At 72.4% G+C, this 17,905-nt stretch carries 15 protein-coding genes; 5 read left to right on the plus strand and 10 right to left on the minus strand.

Translation table 11 applies throughout. From position 1 onward, the window contains the following. Positions 1–108: 108 nt before the first annotated feature. The 8 genes from cobA to ACFVQ3_RS10810 all read right to left on the minus strand — a co-directional run bounded on the left by cobA (position 109) and on the right by ACFVQ3_RS10810 (position 9,730). On the minus strand, positions 109–1,437 hold the full coding sequence (cobA, locus tag ACFVQ3_RS10775) for a uroporphyrinogen-III C-methyltransferase (RefSeq protein ID WP_387638559.1): 1,329 nt from the start codon (positions 1,435–1,437) through the stop codon (positions 109–111). A gap of 7 nt (positions 1,438–1,444) precedes the next feature. Next, on the minus strand, positions 1,445–2,512 hold the full coding sequence (locus tag ACFVQ3_RS10780) for an ABC transporter permease (protein ID WP_387638561.1): 1,068 nt from the start codon (positions 2,510–2,512) through the stop codon (positions 1,445–1,447). Next, positions 2,502–3,317, minus strand: coding sequence for an ABC transporter ATP-binding protein (locus tag ACFVQ3_RS10785; RefSeq protein WP_387638564.1), 816 nt, complete (start codon positions 3,315–3,317; stop codon positions 2,502–2,504). The genes ACFVQ3_RS10780 and ACFVQ3_RS10785 overlap by 11 nt, the downstream gene beginning before the upstream one ends. Positions 3,318–3,321: 4 nt before the next feature. Further along, complete coding sequence (locus ACFVQ3_RS10790) at positions 3,322–4,452, minus strand: ABC transporter substrate-binding protein (protein ID WP_387638566.1); 1,131 nt, start codon at positions 4,450–4,452, stop codon at positions 3,322–3,324. A 130-nt stretch (positions 4,453–4,582) separates the two neighbouring features. After that, positions 4,583–5,959 carry a sulfate adenylyltransferase subunit 1 gene (locus ACFVQ3_RS10795; RefSeq protein ID WP_387638797.1) on the minus strand — a complete coding sequence of 459 codons (1,377 nt, stop codon included), beginning with the start codon at positions 5,957–5,959 and terminating at the stop codon, positions 4,583–4,585. A 23-nt stretch (positions 5,960–5,982) separates the two neighbouring features. Next, positions 5,983–7,020 (minus strand): sulfate adenylyltransferase subunit CysD, encoded by a 1,038-nt coding sequence (cysD, locus tag ACFVQ3_RS10800; protein WP_387638569.1) that lies wholly within the window; start codon positions 7,018–7,020, stop codon positions 5,983–5,985. Beyond that, entirely contained in the window at positions 7,017–7,940 is a 924-nt protein-coding gene (locus ACFVQ3_RS10805) for a phosphoadenylyl-sulfate reductase (RefSeq protein WP_387638572.1), read from the minus strand. Before ACFVQ3_RS10805 ends, cysD begins: the two co-directional genes overlap by 4 nt. After that, positions 7,937–9,730, minus strand: a complete 1,794-nt coding sequence (locus ACFVQ3_RS10810) for a nitrite/sulfite reductase (protein ID WP_387638575.1) — start codon at positions 9,728–9,730, stop codon at positions 7,937–7,939. The genes ACFVQ3_RS10805 and ACFVQ3_RS10810 overlap by 4 nt, the downstream gene beginning before the upstream one ends. A 462-nt stretch (positions 9,731–10,192) precedes the next feature. Here ACFVQ3_RS10810 and ACFVQ3_RS10815 point away from each other — a divergent pair, with 462 nt between their 5' ends. After that, entirely contained in the window at positions 10,193–10,543 is a 351-nt protein-coding gene (locus ACFVQ3_RS10815; RefSeq protein ID WP_387638577.1) for a hypothetical protein, read from the plus strand. A 162-nt stretch (positions 10,544–10,705) separates the two neighbouring features. Further along, positions 10,706–11,188 (plus strand): DUF456 domain-containing protein, encoded by a 483-nt coding sequence (locus tag ACFVQ3_RS10820; protein ID WP_387638580.1) that lies wholly within the window; start codon positions 10,706–10,708, stop codon positions 11,186–11,188. Between the two features lie 126 nt (positions 11,189–11,314). On the opposite strand, the gene ACFVQ3_RS10825 is transcribed toward ACFVQ3_RS10820, so the two are convergent. Together ACFVQ3_RS10825 and ACFVQ3_RS10830 are read right to left on the minus strand one after the other, a co-directional pair. After that, complete coding sequence (locus ACFVQ3_RS10825; protein WP_387638583.1) at positions 11,315–11,917, minus strand: GNAT family N-acetyltransferase; 603 nt, start codon at positions 11,915–11,917, stop codon at positions 11,315–11,317. Positions 11,918–12,077: 160 nt separating this feature from the next. Beyond that, the gene (locus tag ACFVQ3_RS10830; RefSeq protein ID WP_387638586.1) at positions 12,078–12,461 is read right to left on the minus strand and encodes a VOC family protein; all 384 of its coding nucleotides are present in this window, start codon (positions 12,459–12,461) and stop codon (positions 12,078–12,080) included. Between the two features lie 198 nt (positions 12,462–12,659). Here ACFVQ3_RS10830 and pcrA point away from each other — a divergent pair, with 198 nt between their 5' ends. The 3 genes from pcrA (at position 12,660) to sucD (ending at position 17,795) form a co-directional block, all read left to right on the plus strand. Then, positions 12,660–15,326 carry a DNA helicase PcrA gene (pcrA, locus tag ACFVQ3_RS10835; RefSeq protein ID WP_387638589.1) on the plus strand — a complete coding sequence of 889 codons (2,667 nt, stop codon included), beginning with the start codon at positions 12,660–12,662 and terminating at the stop codon, positions 15,324–15,326. A 379-nt stretch (positions 15,327–15,705) separates the two neighbouring features. Further along, the gene (sucC, locus tag ACFVQ3_RS10840; RefSeq protein WP_387487734.1) at positions 15,706–16,878 is read left to right on the plus strand and encodes an ADP-forming succinate--CoA ligase subunit beta; all 1,173 of its coding nucleotides are present in this window, start codon (positions 15,706–15,708) and stop codon (positions 16,876–16,878) included. Positions 16,879–16,907: 29 nt separating this feature from the next. Further along, on the plus strand, positions 16,908–17,795 hold the full coding sequence (gene sucD / locus ACFVQ3_RS10845) for a succinate--CoA ligase subunit alpha (protein WP_387638591.1): 888 nt from the start codon (positions 16,908–16,910) through the stop codon (positions 17,793–17,795). Positions 17,796–17,905 lie beyond the last annotated feature (110 nt).

Below are 17,905 nucleotides of genomic sequence, written 5' to 3' on the forward strand. Positions count from 1 at the left end.
ATCACCGCCCCCCCCCCCCCCCCGGCCTCAGGCGCCCGCGTCGGCTCTTCCGTGAGGCGGCCCCCACCCGGTGCCGGCCGCCCCCCTCACGTACTCGACAGCCGGCCGTCAGTCCAGGCCGGCCGCCCGCCACGCCGGGCTCACCCGCACCACGTCGCCGATCACGGTCACGGCCGGTGCGCGGACGCCGGCCGCTGTCGCGACGTCGGCGATGGTCGCGAGCGTCCCGACGGTCGAGCGCTGGCGAGGGCCGTAGCCGTCCTCGACGACCGCGACCGGGGTCTCGGGCGAGCGCCCCGAGGCCACGAGGGCGGCTGCGGAGTCGCGGAGCCGTGAGACGCCCATGAGCAGGACGACGGTGTGGTCGGAGGCCGCGGGGACCTTGCCGATGTCCTCGTGCCCGGTCAGGACGGTGAAGCCGCGCGACCAGCCGCGGTGCGTCACGGGGATGCCCACGGCCGCGGGCACCGACACCGCGCTCGTCACACCGGGCACGACCTCGACGGGGATGCCGTGCTCCTCGCACGCGATGAGCTCCTCGCCCCCGCGCCCGAACACGTACGGGTCGCCGCCCTTGAGCCGGACGACACGGCGTCCCGCGAGCGCGTGCTCGACCAGCAGCGCGTTGATCTCCTCCTGCGGGACCGGGTGGAAGCCCGGGGTCTTGCCGACGTCGATCACGACGACGTCGTCCGCGAGCCCGTCGAGCAGCGCGCGCGGGCCCAGGCGGTCGGTCACCACGACCTCGGCCTGCGCGAGCAGCCGGCGTCCGCGCGCCGTGACGAGACCGGGGTCGCCGGGGCCGCCACCCACCAGGGCGACGCTCCCGCGGCCGTGCGCGGCGGGCCGGACCGGCCTCAGCGGCAGCTCGCCCGTCGCGAGCAGGGCGTCGATCGCGTCGCGGACCCGCTGGGCGCGCCGTGGGTCGCGACCTGCGCTCACAGCGACGGTGATCTCCGTGGCGTCGGCGTCCGACGCCACGACCGCTGGGGACGAACCCGCAGCACCGCCGGCACCACCGCCCCCGACCGTGACCCGCGCCACCGCGGGCACCCAGGCGGTGCCGGCCTCGGCGTCTCCCGCACTCACGCAGAAGACGCGCAGCGACTCGGCCTCGGCCGCGACGGCCGCGTCGACCTCGGGGGAGCCGGTCGCGGTGTGCACGAGCCACGCGCCCTCGACGTCACCGGGCCGGAACGAGCGTGCCTCCCAGGCCACGGTCCCGGCCGGGCCGGACCCGTCGGGGCGAGCGGCGCCGTCGGGCAGGGGGGCGACCAGCGCCGCCAGGTCCTCGCAGACCTCCGGCGCCACGACGCGCACGTGCGCGCCCGCGCGGACGAGCGACCGGGTGCGTCGCGCAGCGACCGGGCCGCCGCCCACGACGACGACCGGACGGCCCGCGATCCGCAGACCGAGGGGGTAGAGCTCAGGGTTCATGCGCCCATCATCGCCCGAAAGCGGCGGCGGCCAGCTCACGCCGGCGCAGCAGCCACCCCGAGCCCTTGCTCGTCGACGTCTCCGGAGCCAGGCCCCGGCGACGCAGCATGGTCTTCTCGACCGGAGCGAAGAAGAGCAGCTCGATGACCATGCCGACCACGAGGATCAGCAGGATCGCGGTGAAGACGAGCGCCATGTCGGACAGCTCGCGGCCCTGCTGGAGGAACGCCCCCAGCCCGAACCCGATCCCGCCGCCGACCGCGATGATCTCGGCGGCCATGAGCGAGCGCCACGAGAACGCCCAGCCCTGCTTGAGGCCCGCGAGGTAGCCGGGGAAGGCCGCGGGCAGGATGACGTCCTTGATCATCTGGAACCGCCCCGCGCCCAGGACCTGACCCACGCGCCGGTACAGCGGCGGCACCTGGTCGACGCCCGACACGATCCCGTTGATGATCGAGGGCACCGCGCCCATGAGGATGACGAAGTACACCGTGGCGTCCGACAGCCCGAACCAGATGATGCCCGCGGGCACCCAGGCGACCGACGGCAGCACCTGGAGCCCCGTGATGATGGGCCCGAACGACACACGCACCCAGCGCACGCGCGCCACGAGGATGCCCAGCGGGGTGCCGATCGCGACGGCCGCCAAGAAGCCCAGGACGCCGCGCTCGAGGCTCGTCCCGAGGGCCTGCCACAGCGTGCCGCTCGCGGCGGCGCGCGTGACGGCCTCCCAGACCTGCTCGGGGCCGGGCAGGTTGTAGATGGGCTGGACCTCGAGCCACACGAGCGTCTGCCAGACGGCGAGCAGGATCGCGATCGCGAGGACCGGCGGGTAGACGGCGTGGAACGCCTTCGACCACCGGCTCGCGGTGGGCGCGACGGTCGTCTGGAGGGCGTCGAGGCCCGCCTCGATGTCGCTCACGTCCTTGGCGTGCCCGACGACGGCGCCTGTCTCGCGCGGACCGGTCGCGGCGGTCTCGCGCGTCTCGGGCGAGAGCCCGGACGCGTCCGGGCCGGGCAGGGCCTCGTCGCGCGGGGCCAGGGTCTCGGTGCTCTTCGACGTCTCAGACGGCATGGCGGCGGATCTCCTCACGGAGGTCGTTGGTGATCTCGGTCGCGAGGCGCGACGCGGCGGCGGCCTCGATGCTGCGCTGCTCGTCGGCCCCGTACACGTCGACGTCCCACTCGCGCACGATGCGCCCGGGGCGCGACGACATGAGCAGCACGCGCTGCCCGAGCCGCACGGCCTCACGGACGTTGTGCGTGATGAACACGATCGTGCGGCCCGTCTGCTCCCAGACGCGCTCGAGCTCGTCGTGCAGCAGGTCACGGGTGATCGCGTCGAGCGCCGCGAACGGCTCGTCCATGAGCAGGACGTCCCGCTCCTGGGCGAGCGAGCGCGCCAGCGCGACGCGCTGGCGCATGCCGCCCGAGAGCTCGTGGACGCGCTTGTCGCCCGAGCCGTCGAGGCGCACGAGCGAGAGCAGCTCGGCGGCCCGCTCGCGACGCTCGGAGCGGGGCACGCCCCGGAACTTCAGGGCGAGCTCGATGTTGCGGCTCGCGGTGAGCCAGGGGAACAGCGCGGACTCCTGGAACATCAGGGCCGCGCCGTCCCCGGCGACCTCCACGTCCCCCGTGGTCGGGCGCTCGAGGCCCGCGACGATGTTGAGCAGCGTCGACTTGCCGCAGCCGGAGGCTCCGAGCAGGCAGACGAACTCGCCCTGCGCGATGTCGAGGTCGATCCCGTCGAGCACCGGGGCGCCCGTCGGGGAGAACCGCTTGGACACGCCGCGCAGGCGGACGCCGGTCGTGGGACCGGTCTCGTCGCGCGGTGCCGTTCCGGTCGGGGTGCCCGTGCGGGCGGGGGACGTGGTGGTCATCGTGCTACTCCTTGCCGAGACCTGCGGCGGAGACGGTCGGCTGACCGGCCTCCTTCAGCACCTTGTTGAGCAGGCTCAGGTCGTAGATGCCGTTCAGGTCCGCCTCGGTGGTGGTCCCGGCGGTCACGCCGTCCTCGAGCAGGGTGTTGAGCGTGCCCGCGAGCGGGTCCGTCGTGAAGGTGATGTTGGTGAAGGCGCGGTCGAGGACCTCGTCCGACAGCGGCTTGCCGGCGATCTTCTCGATCTCGCCGTTGACGAGGGTCTTGGCCTCGTCAGGGTTGGCGTCGAGCCAGTCGATCGCCGCGACCTCCCCGCGCAGGAGCGCCTCGACGGTCTCGGGGTGCTCCTCGAGGAAGTCGGTGCGGACGATGAGGTGCGTGGTGAGGAACTGGCCGTCGTCCCACAGGTCCTTCTCGTCGACCAGGACGTGGGCGCCCGCGTCGAGCACCAGGCGCGAGGCCCAGGGCTCGGGCAGCCAGCCGCCGTCGAGCTCGCCGTTCTGGAACAGCGTGAGGGTCTGGGCGTTCTCGGTCGGGGTGACCGCGACGTCCCCGCCGCCCTGGATGTCGTTCTTCAGGCCGTTCTCGGTGAGCCAGGCACGCAGCGCGACGTCCTGGGTGCCGCCGAGCTGGGGCGAGGCGATCTTGGTGCCCTTGAGGTCGGTGGCCGTGTCGATCCCGTCGCGCACGACGAGCTGGGCCCCTCCCGACGTCGAGCCCGCGATGATGCGCACGGCCTCTCCGTTCGACTTCACGAAGTTGTTGATCGCGGGGTTGGGGCCGATGAACGTGGCGTCGATGGCCCCGGCGTTGAGCGCCTCGATCGCGGCAGGGCCGGCGTTGAAGACCTGGGTGGAGAGCGTGGTGTCGCCCAGGGCCTCCTCGAACTGCCCGCCTGCGACCCCGACGAGCGCGGGGGCGTGCGTGACGTTCGCGAAGTAGCCGAGGCGCAGCTCGTCGGCGGCGCCCGAGGACTTCTCGGGGCCGTCGGCGGCGTCGGACGTGCCCGTGGAGCAGGCGGAGAGCAGGAGCAGCGGCGCGACGGCGATCGCGGCGACCGCGGAGCGGGTCCGGGCGAAGCGGTGTCGTGACGTGCCGGCTCGGGTCGTGCGGGTCGGGCGGGACGACGTGTTCATGGTGGATCCTTCTGGATGGTCGGTGGTTGCCTGGCGGTGGACGTGTCGAGTCCCGGCAGCGCCGATCCGTGCAGTACGCGATCCGAGGGCCCGGTGGTCCGGGCCCCGACCTGCGGTGGTCGGGTGGGCCTCAGATCGCGTACTGCACGGGACGCTGCGAAGGACATCGCACGGCCGCCAGGGCGTCTCCGACCATTCCTGCTGCGAGGGTGCCGCCGTCCTGACCGTCGATCAGGAGGAAGGCACCGGTGCGGCGCGAGGTGACGTACTCCTCGGCCGCGACGGGTGAGGCGAGGCGCAGGGTGACGCGCCCGATGTCGTTGAGCTCGAGCGTCTCCGCGGGCTCGAGCTCGGCGGTGTCGAGGTCCAGACGCCCGACGACGTCGCGCACCACGGCCTGCACGGTGCGGGTCGTGTGCTTGAGCAGCACGCGGGTGCCGGGGCGCAGGGTCTTGTCGCTGAGCCACGCGACGGTGCCCTCGACGTCCTGCGTGACCTCGGGGGCGTCGGCCGCTGCCGCGACGAGGTCGCCGCGGGCGATGTCGATCTCGTCCGTGAGGCGGATCGTGACGGACTGGGGAGCGAAGGCCTCGGCGAGCGTGCCGTCGGCCGTGTCGATGCCCTCGACCGTGCTCTTCTTCCCGCTGGGCAGGACCACGACCTCGTCGCCCACGCGGACGACCCCCGAGGCGATCTGGCCCGCGTACCCGCGGTAGTCGCGGAACCGTTCCTCGAGGGCCGCGCCCTGGGGGCGCAGGACGACCTGGACGGGGAAGCGGAACGCCTCGGTGTCGGGCGTCTCGGCCGCGGGGAGCTCCTCGAGCAGGTCGAGCAGGCTCGGCCCGTCGTACCAGGGCGTCCTGCCGTCGGGCCCGCCCGAGCGGTCGACGACGTTGACGCCCTCGAGCGCCGAGACCGGCAGCGTGAGGATGTGCGCGACGCCGAGCGAGGCCGCGGCCTCGCGGATCTGGTCCGCGAGCTCCTCGTAGCGCTCCTGGCTGTAGTCGACGAGGTCGATCTTGTTGACGGCCACGATCACGTGCGGCACCCGCAGGAGGCTCGCGACCGCGAGGTGGCGTCGCGTCTGCTCCAGGAGCCCCTTGCGTGCGTCGATGAGCAGCACGACCACGTCCGCCGTCGAGGCGCCGGTCACGGTGTTGCGCGTGTACTGCACGTGCCCGGGGCAGTCGGCCAGGATGAACGAGCGCCTGGCGGTCGCGAAGTAGCGGTAGGCGACGTCGATCGTGATGCCCTGCTCGCGCTCGGCGCGCAGACCGTCGGTCAGCAGCGCGAGGTCGGCCGTGGCGAGGCCGCGGTCGCGCGAGACGCGCTCGACGGCGTCGAGCTGGTCCGCGAGCACGGACTTGGAGTCGAACAGCAGGCGACCGACGAGGGTCGACTTCCCGTCGTCGACGGACCCGGCGGTCGCGAGGCGCAGCAGGGTGCTCGTGGGGAGCACCTGGGGGTCGCCGGTGGTCTCGGCGGGCACGGCGCCCTCGGCGGGCAGCGGGTGCGTGGTGGTGGCGCTCACTAGAAGTACCCCTCCTTCTTGCGGTCTTCCATGGCGGCTTCGGAGATCCGGTCGTCGGCGCGCGTGGCGCCGCGCTCGGTGATGCGCGTCGCGGCGACCTCGGTGATGACGTCGTCGACCGTGTAGGCCGTGCTCTCGACGGCACCCGTGCAGGACATGTCGCCCACCGTCCGGTAGCGCACCGTCTCGGTGCGCACGTTCGCGGCCTCGGCGTCGTTGCGGGGCTGGGAGTACGGCCCGACGGCGAGCAGCATCCCGTCGCGCTCGAAGACCTCGCGCTCGTGCGCGTAGTAGAGGCTGGGCAGGTCGATCTTCTCGGCCGCGATGTAGCGCCAGATGTCGAGCTCGGTCCAGTTGCTCAGCGGGAACGCGCGGACGTGCTCGCCCGGCCGGTGGCGGCCGTTGTACAGGTTCCACAGCTCGGGGCGCTGGTTGCGCGGGTCCCACTGCCCGAACTCGTCGCGCAGCGAGATGACGCGCTCCTTGGCGCGCGCCTTCTCCTCGTCGCGGCGCCCGCCGCCGAACACGGCGTCGAACCTGTGGCCCGTGATGGCGTCGAGCAGCGGCTGGGTCTGGAGCGGGTTCCTGGTGCCGTCGGCGCGCTCCAGGAGGCGGCCGTCGTCGAGGTAGTCCTGGACGCTCGCGACCTCGAGACGGGCGCCGAGGCGCTCGACCGTGGCGTCGCGGTACTCCAGGACCTCGGGGAAGTTGTGGCCCGTGTCGACGTGCAGCAGCGGGAACGGCACCGGGGCCGGCCAGAACGCCTTGGTCGCCAGGTGCAGCATGACGACCGAGTCCTTGCCGCCGCTGAACAGCAGCACGGGGCGCTCGAACTCGGCGACGACCTCGCGGATGATGTGGATCGCCTCGGACTCGAGGGACTCGAGCTGGGTCAGGCGGTAGGTGGAGGTGGTCTCGGTGGTCTCCGTGGGGGAGGCCGGTGGGGCGAGGGGGGCGGTCAAGGCGTCGCTCTTCTCGTCGGGGTGCGTGGGGTGGTCGGTGGGCGCGGTCGAGAGGCCCGTGGTCACGGCGCTCATACGTGGAGCCCGCACTCGGTCTTGTCGAGCCCGGCCCAGCGGCCTGCGCGCGGGTCCTCGCCGGGGGCGACGCGGCGCGTGCAGGGCGCGCAGCCGATCGACGGGTACCCGTCGTTGAGCAGCGGGTTCAGGATCACCTGGTGGTCGGCTGCGTAGCCGAGCAGGTCGTCGAAGGACCAGGCGGCGAGCGGGTTGATCTTGACCAGCCCGTTCTTCTCGTCCCAGGTCACGAGCGGGGTGCCCGTGCGGGTGGGGGCCTCGTCGCGGCGCACGCCCGTGACCCAGACCTCGTACTCGCCGAGCGTGCGGGTCAGGGGTTCGACCTTGCGCATCGCGCAGCACGCGGCGGGGTCGCGCGACCACAGGTCCTTGCCGTGCGCCTCGTCCTGCTGGGCCACGGTGAGCTGGGGCAGGACGTCGACGATCGTGACCTCCATCTGCTGCTCGACGGCGTCGCGCGTGCCCGAGGTCTCGGGGAAGTGGTAGCCGGTCTCGAGGAACAGGACGTCGACCCAGGGGGCCTGCTGCGCGACGACGTGCGGCAGGACCGCGTCCGCCATCGAGCACGCGACGGCGATCGAGTCGCCGAACTCGCGCACGGCCCACGCGACGACCTGCTCGGCGGTCGCTTCGTCCGTGGCGCCCAGGCCTGAGCCGTGCAGCTCGGCCTGACCGCGCTCGACGATCGCACGCAGCTCGTCGGCTGTCCGCCGGGGGCGGGCGTTCTCGGCGCGGCGGGCGGCGTGCGCGGCCCGGGACGCGGTACGCGCCTCGGTGCGTGCCCTGGCGGCGGCGCGCAGCGCGGCCAGCGGGTCGCCGCCGGTCGCCGTGCCTGCGGTGCCAGGAGCACCCGCGGTGCCCGACGGCGTCGCGCCCGCCGCGCTCGACGCCCCGCCAGCGGCGGTGGTCGGCCCGCTCATCGCAGCGACTCCTCGTCCGCGCGGTGCGCCCACCGGGCGAAGCTCTCCTCGCCCTCCTTCTCCTTCTCGAACTGGCGCACGACGCGCTCGACGTACTCGGGCAGGTCGTCGTTGGTGACCTTGAGGCCGCGCACGGTGCGGCCGAGGCCGGCCTCCGCACGGTCGTCCGAGGTCAGCCCGCCGCCCAGGTGGACCTGGAAGCCGGGGACCTGGTTGCCGTCGTCGTCCATCACGAGCTGACCCTTGAGGCCGATGTCCGCGGTCTGGATGCGGGCGCACGAGTTGGGGCAGCCGTTGATGTGCAGCGAGAGCGGCTTCATCGTCGAGAGGTCGCCCAGGCGCTTCTCGAGGTCGTCGATCGCGCGGCTCGCCGCGGCCTTGGTCTCGACGATCGCGAGCTTGCAGTACTCGATGCCCGTGCACGCGATGGTGCTGCGGCGGAACGGGCTCGGGTTCGCGTCGAGGCCCTGCTCCTTGAGCCCGGACACGACGCGCTCGAGGTGCTCGTCGGGGACGTCGAGGACGAGCAGCTTCTGGTGCGGGGTGAAGCGGACGCGGTGCGACCCGGCGGACTCGGCGAGGTCGGCGACGGCCGCGAGGATGGTGCCCGAGACACGCCCCACGTAGGGCGCGGCGCCGATGTAGTTGAGGCCGTCCTTCTGCTTGTGCACGCCGATGTGGTCGCCCGGCTGGTCGGGCTGCGGGGCGGGCGGGCCGTCGGGCAGCGCGTAGCCCAGGTACTCGGTCTCGAGGACCTCGCGGAACTTCGCGGGCCCCCAGTCTGCGAGGAGGAACTTCAGGCGGGCCTTGTTGCGCAGGCGCCGGTAGCCGTAGTCGCGGAAGATCTGGACGACCCCGTGCCACACGTCGGCCACCTGCTCCTCGGTGACGAACGCACCGAGGCGCTCGCCGAGCCGGGGGTTCGCGGACAGGCCGCCGCCGACCCACAGGTCGAAGCCGATGCCGAGCTCGGGGTGCTCGAGCGCGACGAAGCCCACGTCGTTGATCTCGTGGACCACGTCCTGGGAGGGGTGGCCCGTCACGGCGGTCTTGAACTTGCGCGGCAGGTTCGCGAGCTCGGGGACCCCGATGTACTTGTCGGTGATCTCCTTGATGACGCGGGCGGGGTCGATCAGCTCGTCCGCCGCGATCCCGGCGACCGGGCTCCCGAGGACCACGCGCGGGACGTCGCCGCACGCCTCGGTGGTCTGGAGGCCCACGGACTCGAGGCGGCGCCAGATCTCGGGCACGTCCTCGACCTCGACCCAGTGGAGCTGGATGTTCTGGCGGTCCGTGATGTCGGCGCTGTCGCGGCCGAAGTCGCGCGAGATGTCCGCGATGACGCGCAGCTGCTCGGTCGTGACCGCACCGCCGTCGATGCGCACGCGGAGCATGAAGTACTTGTCCTCGAGCTCGTGCGGCTCGAGCGCAGCGGTGCGCCCGCCGTCGATCCCGGGCTTGCGCTGCGTGTACAGGCCCCACCAGCGGAACCGTCCGTGCAGGTCGTCGCCCGTGATCGAGTCGAAGCCCTCGCGGGAGTAGACGTCCTCGATGCGCTGGCGCACCGAGAGGCCGCCGTCCTCCTGCTTCCACTTCTCGTTGCCGTTGAGCGGCTCCTTGCCGTCGACGGCCCACTGGCCGTTGGGCCGGGCGACGCGCGCGGGGCGGGCCGGACGCTCGGGGCGAGCGGCGGCGTCGGGCGCCTGCGGGCTGGGCGCGGTACCGGTGGTGCTGCCTGCCTGCTGGTCGGCGACCGGGGTCGCGTCCGTGGTGGTGTGCGGCGGCGTCATCGTGCTCCTCGTGGGGGGACGTGGGCACGCGGACCGAGGGACTCAGCATGGAACGAGGGGGCTGAGGGCCGACCACGCGCACCCTTGGCTCAGGAAGATGGCGAGCGGTCGGCGAGGACGGCTCGGGCTGAGTCAGGCGCGGGTCAACAACAACAGCAGAAGCTGTCGCGGGCGCAGGCCGTCGACTCGTGACGTGCCGTCACGAGGAGGAGGTGCGCTGCCGTGGTCATGGCGGGAAATCTACAGAGGCAGCGGGTGAATGAACACCCCCTGTCCGCATGGTGGATGGGTGTCTCAGACTTCGGCGCCCTGCGGCGTGCTCGTCGAGGCGTCGGGCGGGGCGATGGGCGGGCGTGGGGCGGGCGTCGGACGAGCGTCGGACGAGCGTCGGGCGGGGCGATGGGTGAGCAGCGCCACGCCGATCTTTTTCCGACAGCGGCGTCAGCAAACTAGGATGCGGTCATGGAAATCGTCTACAACGTGTTCGCGGTCCTGCACTTCGTCGGCTGGGCCATCGTCCTCGGCGGCTACTTCGTGTCGCTCAAGTCCACCGCGCTCAACAAGGGCGTCTTCCACGGCGCCGCGACGGCAGCCGTCGCGGGCATCCTCATGGTCGGCGTGGCCGAGATGAGCGGCATGTGGGACGACGGCGGGCCCAGCATGATGAAGATCGGCATCAAGCTCGTCATCGCCGTGATCATCGCCGTCCTCGCGTTCGTCGGCGTGCGCCAGGGCGACAAGATCTCGCCCGCGCTCAAGCACTCGATCGGCGGCCTCACGCTGGTCAACATCATCGTGGCGGTCTTCGTCTGACCCCGGCATGCGCGACCCGGCGTCCTGGGCACCGCACCGGCCTGCCTGCCGGTGCGGACCGCCCGGCCAGGGGTCGCGTAGATTGACGAGCTCCCCGTACCCGTCAGGGTGCGGGGAGCTCTGTCGTCCCGGCTCTGTCGTCGAGGAAGTGGGTGCGCACGCGTGAGCGTCGTGGGAGAGGTCGTCGTCGGCCTGGTGATCCTGGTCGGGCTGGCCGGGATCGTGGTGCAGGTCCTGCCGGGCAACACGCTCGTGGGCGGGGCGATCCTCGTGTGGGCGGTCATGACGGGCGGGACGGGGGCCTGGGTCTGCTTCGCGGTCGCCGCCACGTTCATCGTCGCCGCCGAGGCGAGCCAGCTCCTGCTGGCGGGGCGGCACATGCGCCGGGCCGACGTCCCGTGGTCGACGCTCGCCTGGGGAGGCCTCGCGGGGGTGGTCGGGTTCTTCGTCATCCCCGTGGTCGGCCTGTTCGTCGGCTTCGTCGGCGCCGTCTTCGTGGCCGAGCTGATCCGCCGACGTGACCGTCGTGCGGCCTGGCGGGCGACCGTCGCGGCGCTCCAGGCCACGGGCATCACGATCCTGGTCCAGCTCCTGGGCGGGCTGCTCGCGGCCGCGACGTGGGGAGTGGGCCTGGCGGTCACGTGACCCGCCCCGGCCCCGCTGCGGGCGCCCGCCCGGCTGCCGGTGCCGTCGTCGGCGTCGAGAACGGGGTCCGGGTGGTCCTGGGCGGCAGAACCACCGCCACCTCGTCCTCGGCCCCCTCCGAGGGTGCTAGCCCTCGAGCCGCGGACGGAGCCGGTACTCCAGGCCGACCCGCACGGTCGGCCACTCGGCGGCCGTGATCGAGTAGACGACCGTGTCGCGCAGCGTGCCGTCGTACCCGATCTGGTGGCTGCGCAGCACGCCGTCGAGCCGGGCCCCGATCCCCTCGATCGCGGCCCGGGACTGCCGGTTGTGGAAGTGGGTGCGGAGCTCGACCGCGATCGCGTCGAGGTCGTCGAACGCGTGCGTGAGGAGCAGCAGCTTGGCGGCGGGGTTGACGCCCGTGCCCTGCGCGCTGGCCCGGGTCCAGGTGTAGCCGATCTCGACGCGGCGGTTGAGCGGGTCGATCCCGAGGAACGTCGTCACGCCCACGACCTGGTCGTCGGCGTTGCGTATCACGACCCACGGGTTGGCCGTCCCGGCCTCCCGTGCCGCGATCTTGTCCCGGATGTACTGCGCCATCTCCTCGGGGGTCGGGACCGAGGTGTACCAGGCGTTCCACAGCTCGCCGTCGCGCACGGCCTCGACGAGGGCGTCGTGGTGGTCCGGGTGCAGCGGGACGAGGCGCACGAGGGGGCCGGTCAGGGTCACGGGGTCGGCGAAGACGTTCACGTCCCGACACTATCTGCCCCGGCCGTGCCTCGTCCGTGGGTCCTGATGGTGGTCGCCGGGCGGCCGGTTGCCGAGAACGGGGCGTTGACCGTCCTGGGCGGCGGAACGACCACGACCCCGTGCTCGGCACCGCCGGCCGCAGCCGCGCCGCCCGGACGGTTCAGCCCACCGAGATCTCCGTCACGTAGAGCACGTTGCCGTCGAGGTCGCGCATCGAGAACATGGGCGGGACGCCGTCCCACCGCAGCAGCTCCTCGACGCGCACGCCCTGGGCCCCGAGCGCCGCGTGGTCGGCGGCGGCGTCGGAGGTCGCGAGGCGGATGCCCGTGTCCGTCCCGGCCTCCTGTCCCTGGCCCTCCTGGACGAGGGCGACCGAGACCGCCGCACCGGGTGGGGCGACCTCGATCCAGCGGAAGCCCTCCTGGAGGTCGCCGTCCATGCGGACCTCGAAGCCCAGGGTGTCGCGGTAGAACGCGAGCGCGGCGTCCTGGTCGCGCACCGGGACGGCGACCGTGTGCAGGCCCGTGAAGTGGGTTCTCGTCATGACTCCTCCTTCGCAGCGGGGCGCCCTCGACGGAGGGCGTCGTGGGGAGGACCGGCGCGGGGGAGCGAAGTCATCGGTCGAGCCCGTGTCCCGAGGGCCACGGGAGTCCGAGGGGCCGGGAGGTGCCGCGCGCCCCGAGCTCGTGGGGCGCGCGCCGATGCGGGGAGTGTCGGTGCGCACGCCTAGGCTGGGAGGGCTATGACATCGCTCTTCGAGAACCTGCCGCTGCCCGGATTCGACCTCGCGTCCCTCGGGGACTCGTCGCGCCTGCCGACCACCGCGCCGCGGTGGGACGAGGCGCCCGACGGCGGAGGTTCCGCACGCGGGTCCGCCCGCCCGGGGCGCGGCTCGGCGGAGCGCGGCTCGGCGGGGCGTGCCGACGCGGCGGCCCACGACGAGGACGGGCACCGCGCGGGCGGGTTCTCGCACATCGACCCGGACTCGCTGCTCGACGGCATGAACCCGCAGCAGCGCGAGGCCGTGGTGCACGCGGGCAGCCCGCTGCTCATCGTGGCCGGTGCGGGCTCGGGCAAGACGAGGGTCCTGACGCACCGCATCGCGTACCTGCTCGCGACGGGTCGGGCCCGGCCGGGCGAGATCCTCGCGATCACGTTCACCAACAAGGCTGCCGCGGAGATGCGCGAGCGCGTCGAGGCGCTCATCGGTCCTGCGGCCCGGTACATGTGGGTCTCGACGTTCCACTCGGCGTGCGTGCGGATCCTGCGCAAGGAGGCCTCGGCGCTCGGGCTCAAGTCGAGCTTCTCGATCTACGACGCGGCGGACTCCCAGCGCCTCATCACGCTCGTGAGCCGCGAGCTCAACCTCGACGTGAAGAAGTACCCGGCGCGGACGCTGTCCAACAAGATCTCTGACCTGAAGAACGAGCTGATCGACCCCGAGCGCTACGCGCGCGAGAGCGGCGCGTCGGCTGCCGACGGCACGCCCGGCGCTGGCCCGGCCAACGCGTTCGACCAGGTCCTCTCGGACGTCTACACGCGCTACCAGGCCCGCCTCGCGCAGGCCCACGCGCTCGACTTCGACGACATCATCATGACCACGGTCAACCTCCTGCAGGCCTTCCCGGCCGTCGCGGAGCACTACCGTCGCCGGTTCCGGCACGTGCTGGTCGACGAGTACCAGGACACCAACCACGCCCAGTACGTCCTGGTCCGTGAGCTCGCGGGGGCGAGCGCCCCGGAGGCTCAGAGCGAGGACGGCACGTGGGCCCCGGGCACCATCCCGCCCGGCGAGCTCACGGTCGTGGGTGACGCCGACCAGTCGATCTACGCGTTCCGTGGGGCCACGATCCGCAACATCCTCGAGTTCGAGGCCGACTACCCGAACGCCCGCACCATCCTGCTCGAGCAGAACTACCGCTCGACGCAGAACATCCTCTCGGCCGCGAACGCCGTGATCTCGCGCAACATCGACCGCAAGCCCAAGCGCCTGTGGACGGACGCGGGGGCGGGCGTCAAGATCATCGGCTACGTCGCGGACAACGAGCACGAGGAAGCGCGCTTCATCGCCGAGGAGATCGACCGCCTCGGCGACTCGGACGGCGTGCGCCCGGGCGACGTCGCGATCTTCTACCGGACCAACGCGCAGTCCCGTGCCCTCGAGGAGGTGCTGATCCGCGTCGGTCTGCCCTACAAGGTCGTGGGCGGCACGCGCTTCTACGAGCGGCGCGAGATCAAGGACGCGATCGCCTACCTGCGGGCCGTCGCGAACCCGGACGACGACGTGAACCTGCGCCGCATCCTCAACGTGCCCAAGCGCGGTCTCGGCGACCGCGCGGAGGCCCTGGTCGCCGCGTTCGCCGAGCGCGAGCGCATCTCGTTCGCCGCGTCGCTCGACCGGGCCGAGGAGATCCCGGGCATGACGACCCGGACCCTGAACCCGCTGCGCACGTTCCGCGAGCTGTTCCACGGGCTGCTCGACCTGTACGCGACGGGCGCGACTCCCGCGGAGATCCTCGGTGCCGTCCTCGACCGCTCGGGCTACCTCGCCGAGCTGCGGGCCAGCGACGACCCGCAGGACGGGTCGCGCGTCGAGAACCTCGCCGAGCTGCACGCGGTCGCGAGCGAGTTCACCGAGCTCGAGCCCGAGGGGACCCTCACGGACTTCCTGGAGCGGGTCTCGCTCGTCGCGGACTCGGACCAGATCCCGTCGAGCGACGACGAGGGGCACGAGGGCAAGCCCGTCGTGGACCCTGGCGTCGTGACGCTCATGACGCTGCACACGGCCAAGGGCCTCGAGTTCCCCGTGGTGTTCCTGAGCGGCATGGAGGACGGCACGTTCCCGCACATGCGCTCGCTGCACGACGAGAGCGAGCTCGCCGAGGAGCGACGTCTCGCGTACGTCGGCATCACGCGCGCCCGGGAGCGGCTCTACATCTCGCGCTCCGCGGTGCGCTCGGCGTGGGGCATGGCCAACGAGTTCCCGCCCAGCCGGTTCCTCGACGAGATCCCCGAGGACCTGTGGGACTGGCGCCGCAAGGAGTCGTCCATGGCGACCCTGCGCGGTCCGGGCGGCTACACGGGCGGGTGGGGCTCGTCATCGGGCGGCTCGCGCGGCGGGTCGGGGACCGGCTACGGCTCGGGGGGGTCGGGCTCGCGCAACGGCGCGGTCCGCACGCGCTCGGTCACGCCCAACCCGGACGGGCCGAAGTTCGGCTCGGCGACCCCGCGCAAGGAGGGGGACATCCCCTCGCTCGCGATCGGCGACAAGGTCACGCACGACGCCTACGGGCTCGGCACGGTCGTCGCGGTCGAGGGTGCGGGTACCAACGCGGTCGCCAAGATCGACTTCGGGGCCGACGGCACCAAGCGCCTCCTGCTGCGCTTCTCGCCCGTCACCAAGCTCTAGAGGCCCGACGGCGGCCCGCACGTCGGGTCGTCGGCCCGCGCCGGGTGATCGGCGCGGGATCGCGACCGGGCGCACGGCCCGGCTGCGCGCCCGGCCGGGCCCGTGCCCGGCGCCGCGTGCCCGCCCTGGGCGAGCGGCGCCGTCGGGCAGGTCAGGGCCCCTTTCCCGGCCGCACCCTGCCACCCGTGCGGTGCGCCACGCCGGGCGTCGTGGCGCCCGTGGACACCCCTGCGGTGTGGCCAACGAGACAGCGCCGGGCCGGGGCGACGGGCTGCTCCGGGTAGGTCTCGGCGTGTCGCCGGGCTACCCTGTGACGGGATGTCTCGATGTCGAGACATCGGTAGGCCGGTCAGGCAGTCAGATGGAAGGACGACACAGGGTGGACCTGTTCGAATACCAGGCGCGCGACATCTTCGAGAAGCACGGCGTGCCCGTGCTGGGCGGCGTGGTCGCCACGACCCCCGAAGAGGCTCGCGAGGGCGCTGAGAAGCTCGGTGGCGGGACCGTGGTCGTCAAGGCCCAGGTCAAGACCGGAGGACGTGGCAAGGCGGGCGGCGTCAAGCTCGCCCACTCGCCCGAGGAGGCCGCCGAGAAGGCGTCCGAGATCCTCGGCATGGACATCAAGGGCCACACGGTCCACCGCGTCATGATCGCGGCCGGCGCGAAGATCGCCGAGGAGTTCTACTTCTCGGTGCTCCTCGACCGGGCCAACCGCTCGTACCTCGCCATGGCGAGCGTCGAGGGTGGCATGGAGATCGAGGTCCTCGCGGTCGAGCGCCCCGAGGCGCTCGCGAAGGTCGCCGTGGACCCGACCGTCGGCATCGACCAGGCGAAGGCCGACGAGATCGTCGCCGCCGCCGGGTTCGCCGACGACATCAAGGCGCAGGTCGCCGACGTCATCCAGAAGCTGTGGACCGTCTACAAGGAGGAGGACGCGACCCTGGTCGAGGTCAACCCCCTGGTCCGCACCGAGGACGGCTCGATCGTCGCGCTCGACGGCAAGGTGACCCTCGACGAGAACGCCGGGTTCCGCCACGCGGACCACGCCGAGCTCGAGGACAAGGACGCGGCCGACCCTCTCGAGGCCAAGGCCAAGGAGAACGACCTCAACTACGTCAAGCTCGACGGCCAGGTCGGCATCATCGGCAACGGTGCGGGGCTCGTCATGAGCACGCTCGACGTCGTCGCCTACGCGGGTGAGCAGCACGGCGGCGTCAAGCCCGCCAACTTCCTCGACATCGGCGGCGGCGCGTCCGCAGCCGTCATGGCCGCGGGCCTGGACGTCATCCTCAACGACGAGCAGGTCAAGAGCGTGTTCGTGAACGTCTTCGGCGGCATCACGGCGTGCGACGAGGTCGCCAACGGCATCGTCCAGGCGCTCGCGATCCTCGGCGACGAGGCGAACAAGCCGCTCGTCGTCCGTCTCGACGGCAACAACGTCGAGGAGGGGCGCGCGATCCTCGCCCAGGCGAACCACCCGCTCGTCACCCTGGCCGAGACGATGGACGGCGGCGCCGACAAGGCTGCCGAGCTGGCCAACGCCGCTTCCTGACCGAGACCCGAGAGAGAAAACAGACAGACATGGCAATCTTCATCAACGAGGACTCCAAGGTCATCGTCCAGGGCATGACGGGTTCGGAGGGCCAGAAGCACACGACGCGCATGCTGGCCTCCGGCACCAACATCGTGGGCGGCGTGAACCCGCGCAAGGCCGGCACCTCGGTCTCCTTCCCGAAGGGTGAGGGCACTGTCGACGTCCCCGTCTTCGGGTCCGTCTCCGAGGCCATCGCCGCCACGGGCGCCGACGTCTCCGTGATCTTCGTGCCCCCGGCGTTCACGAAGTCCGCGGTCGTCGAGTCCATCGAGGCCGGCATGCCGCTGACCGTCATCATCACCGAGGGCGTCCCGGTCGCGGACTCCGCGGAGTTCTTCACCCTGGCCGAGGCCAAGGGCGTCCGTCTCATCGGCCCCAACTGCCCGGGCATCATCAGCCCCGGGAAGTCGAACGTCGGGATCATCCCGGCCGACATCACGGGCCCCGGCAAGATCGGGCTCGTCTCGAAGTCCGGCACGCTGACCTACCAGATGATGTACGAGCTGCGTGACTTCGGCTTCTCGACCGCGATCGGCATCGGTGGCGACCCGATCATCGGCACCACGCACATCGACGCCCTCGCGGCGTTCGAGGCGGACCCCGACACCGAGGCGATCGTCATGATCGGCGAGATCGGTGGCGACGCCGAGGAGCGTGCCGCGGCGTACATCCAGGCGCACGTGACCAAGCCGGTCGTCGGCTACGTCGCGGGCTTCACGGCCCCCGAGGGCAAGACCATGGGTCACGCGGGCGCCATCGTGTCCGGCTCCTCGGGCACCGCGCAGGCCAAGAAGGAGGCCCTCGAGGCTGCAGGCGTCAAGGTCGGCAAGACGCCGTCCGAGACGGCCGCGCTCATGCGCGAGATCCTCTCCTGACCACGCCCCGCTGAGCACCCGCTCAGCATGCCCGACGGCGCCCGGCCACCATTCGGCCGGGCGCCGTCGGCGTACCCTGTTCTTCCTGGACACGCCGGGCCAGGTGCGCG

The sequence above is a fragment of the Oerskovia sp. NPDC057915 genome, assembly GCF_042887685.1.
Lineage (GTDB): Bacteria > Actinomycetota > Actinomycetes > Actinomycetales > Cellulomonadaceae > Oerskovia.

Coding starts and splice junctions, on each gene's coding strand:
- cobA (WP_387638559.1), bottom strand. CDS start 1,437: ATGAACCCTGAGCTCTACCCCCTCGGTCTGCGGATCGCGGGCCGTCCG.
- ACFVQ3_RS10790 (WP_387638566.1), bottom strand. CDS start 4,452: ATGAACACGTCGTCCCGCCCGACCCGCACGACCCGAGCCGGCACGTCA.
- ACFVQ3_RS10785 (WP_387638564.1), bottom strand. CDS start 3,317: ATGACCACCACGTCCCCCGCCCGCACGGGCACCCCGACCGGAACGGCA.
- cysD (WP_387638569.1), bottom strand. CDS start 7,020: ATGAGCGCCGTGACCACGGGCCTCTCGACCGCGCCCACCGACCACCCC.
- ACFVQ3_RS10805 (WP_387638572.1), bottom strand. CDS start 7,940: ATGAGCGGGCCGACCACCGCCGCTGGCGGGGCGTCGAGCGCGGCGGGC.
- ACFVQ3_RS10830 (WP_387638586.1), bottom strand. CDS start 12,461: ATGACGAGAACCCACTTCACGGGCCTGCACACGGTCGCCGTCCCGGTG.
- ACFVQ3_RS10780 (WP_387638561.1), bottom strand. CDS start 2,512: ATGCCGTCTGAGACGTCGAAGAGCACCGAGACCCTGGCCCCGCGCGAC.
- sucD (WP_387638591.1), top strand. CDS start 16,908: ATGGCAATCTTCATCAACGAGGACTCCAAGGTCATCGTCCAGGGCATG.
- ACFVQ3_RS10810 (WP_387638575.1), bottom strand. CDS start 9,730: ATGACGCCGCCGCACACCACCACGGACGCGACCCCGGTCGCCGACCAG.
- ACFVQ3_RS10815 (WP_387638577.1), top strand. CDS start 10,193: ATGGAAATCGTCTACAACGTGTTCGCGGTCCTGCACTTCGTCGGCTGG.
- pcrA (WP_387638589.1), top strand. CDS start 12,660: ATGACATCGCTCTTCGAGAACCTGCCGCTGCCCGGATTCGACCTCGCG.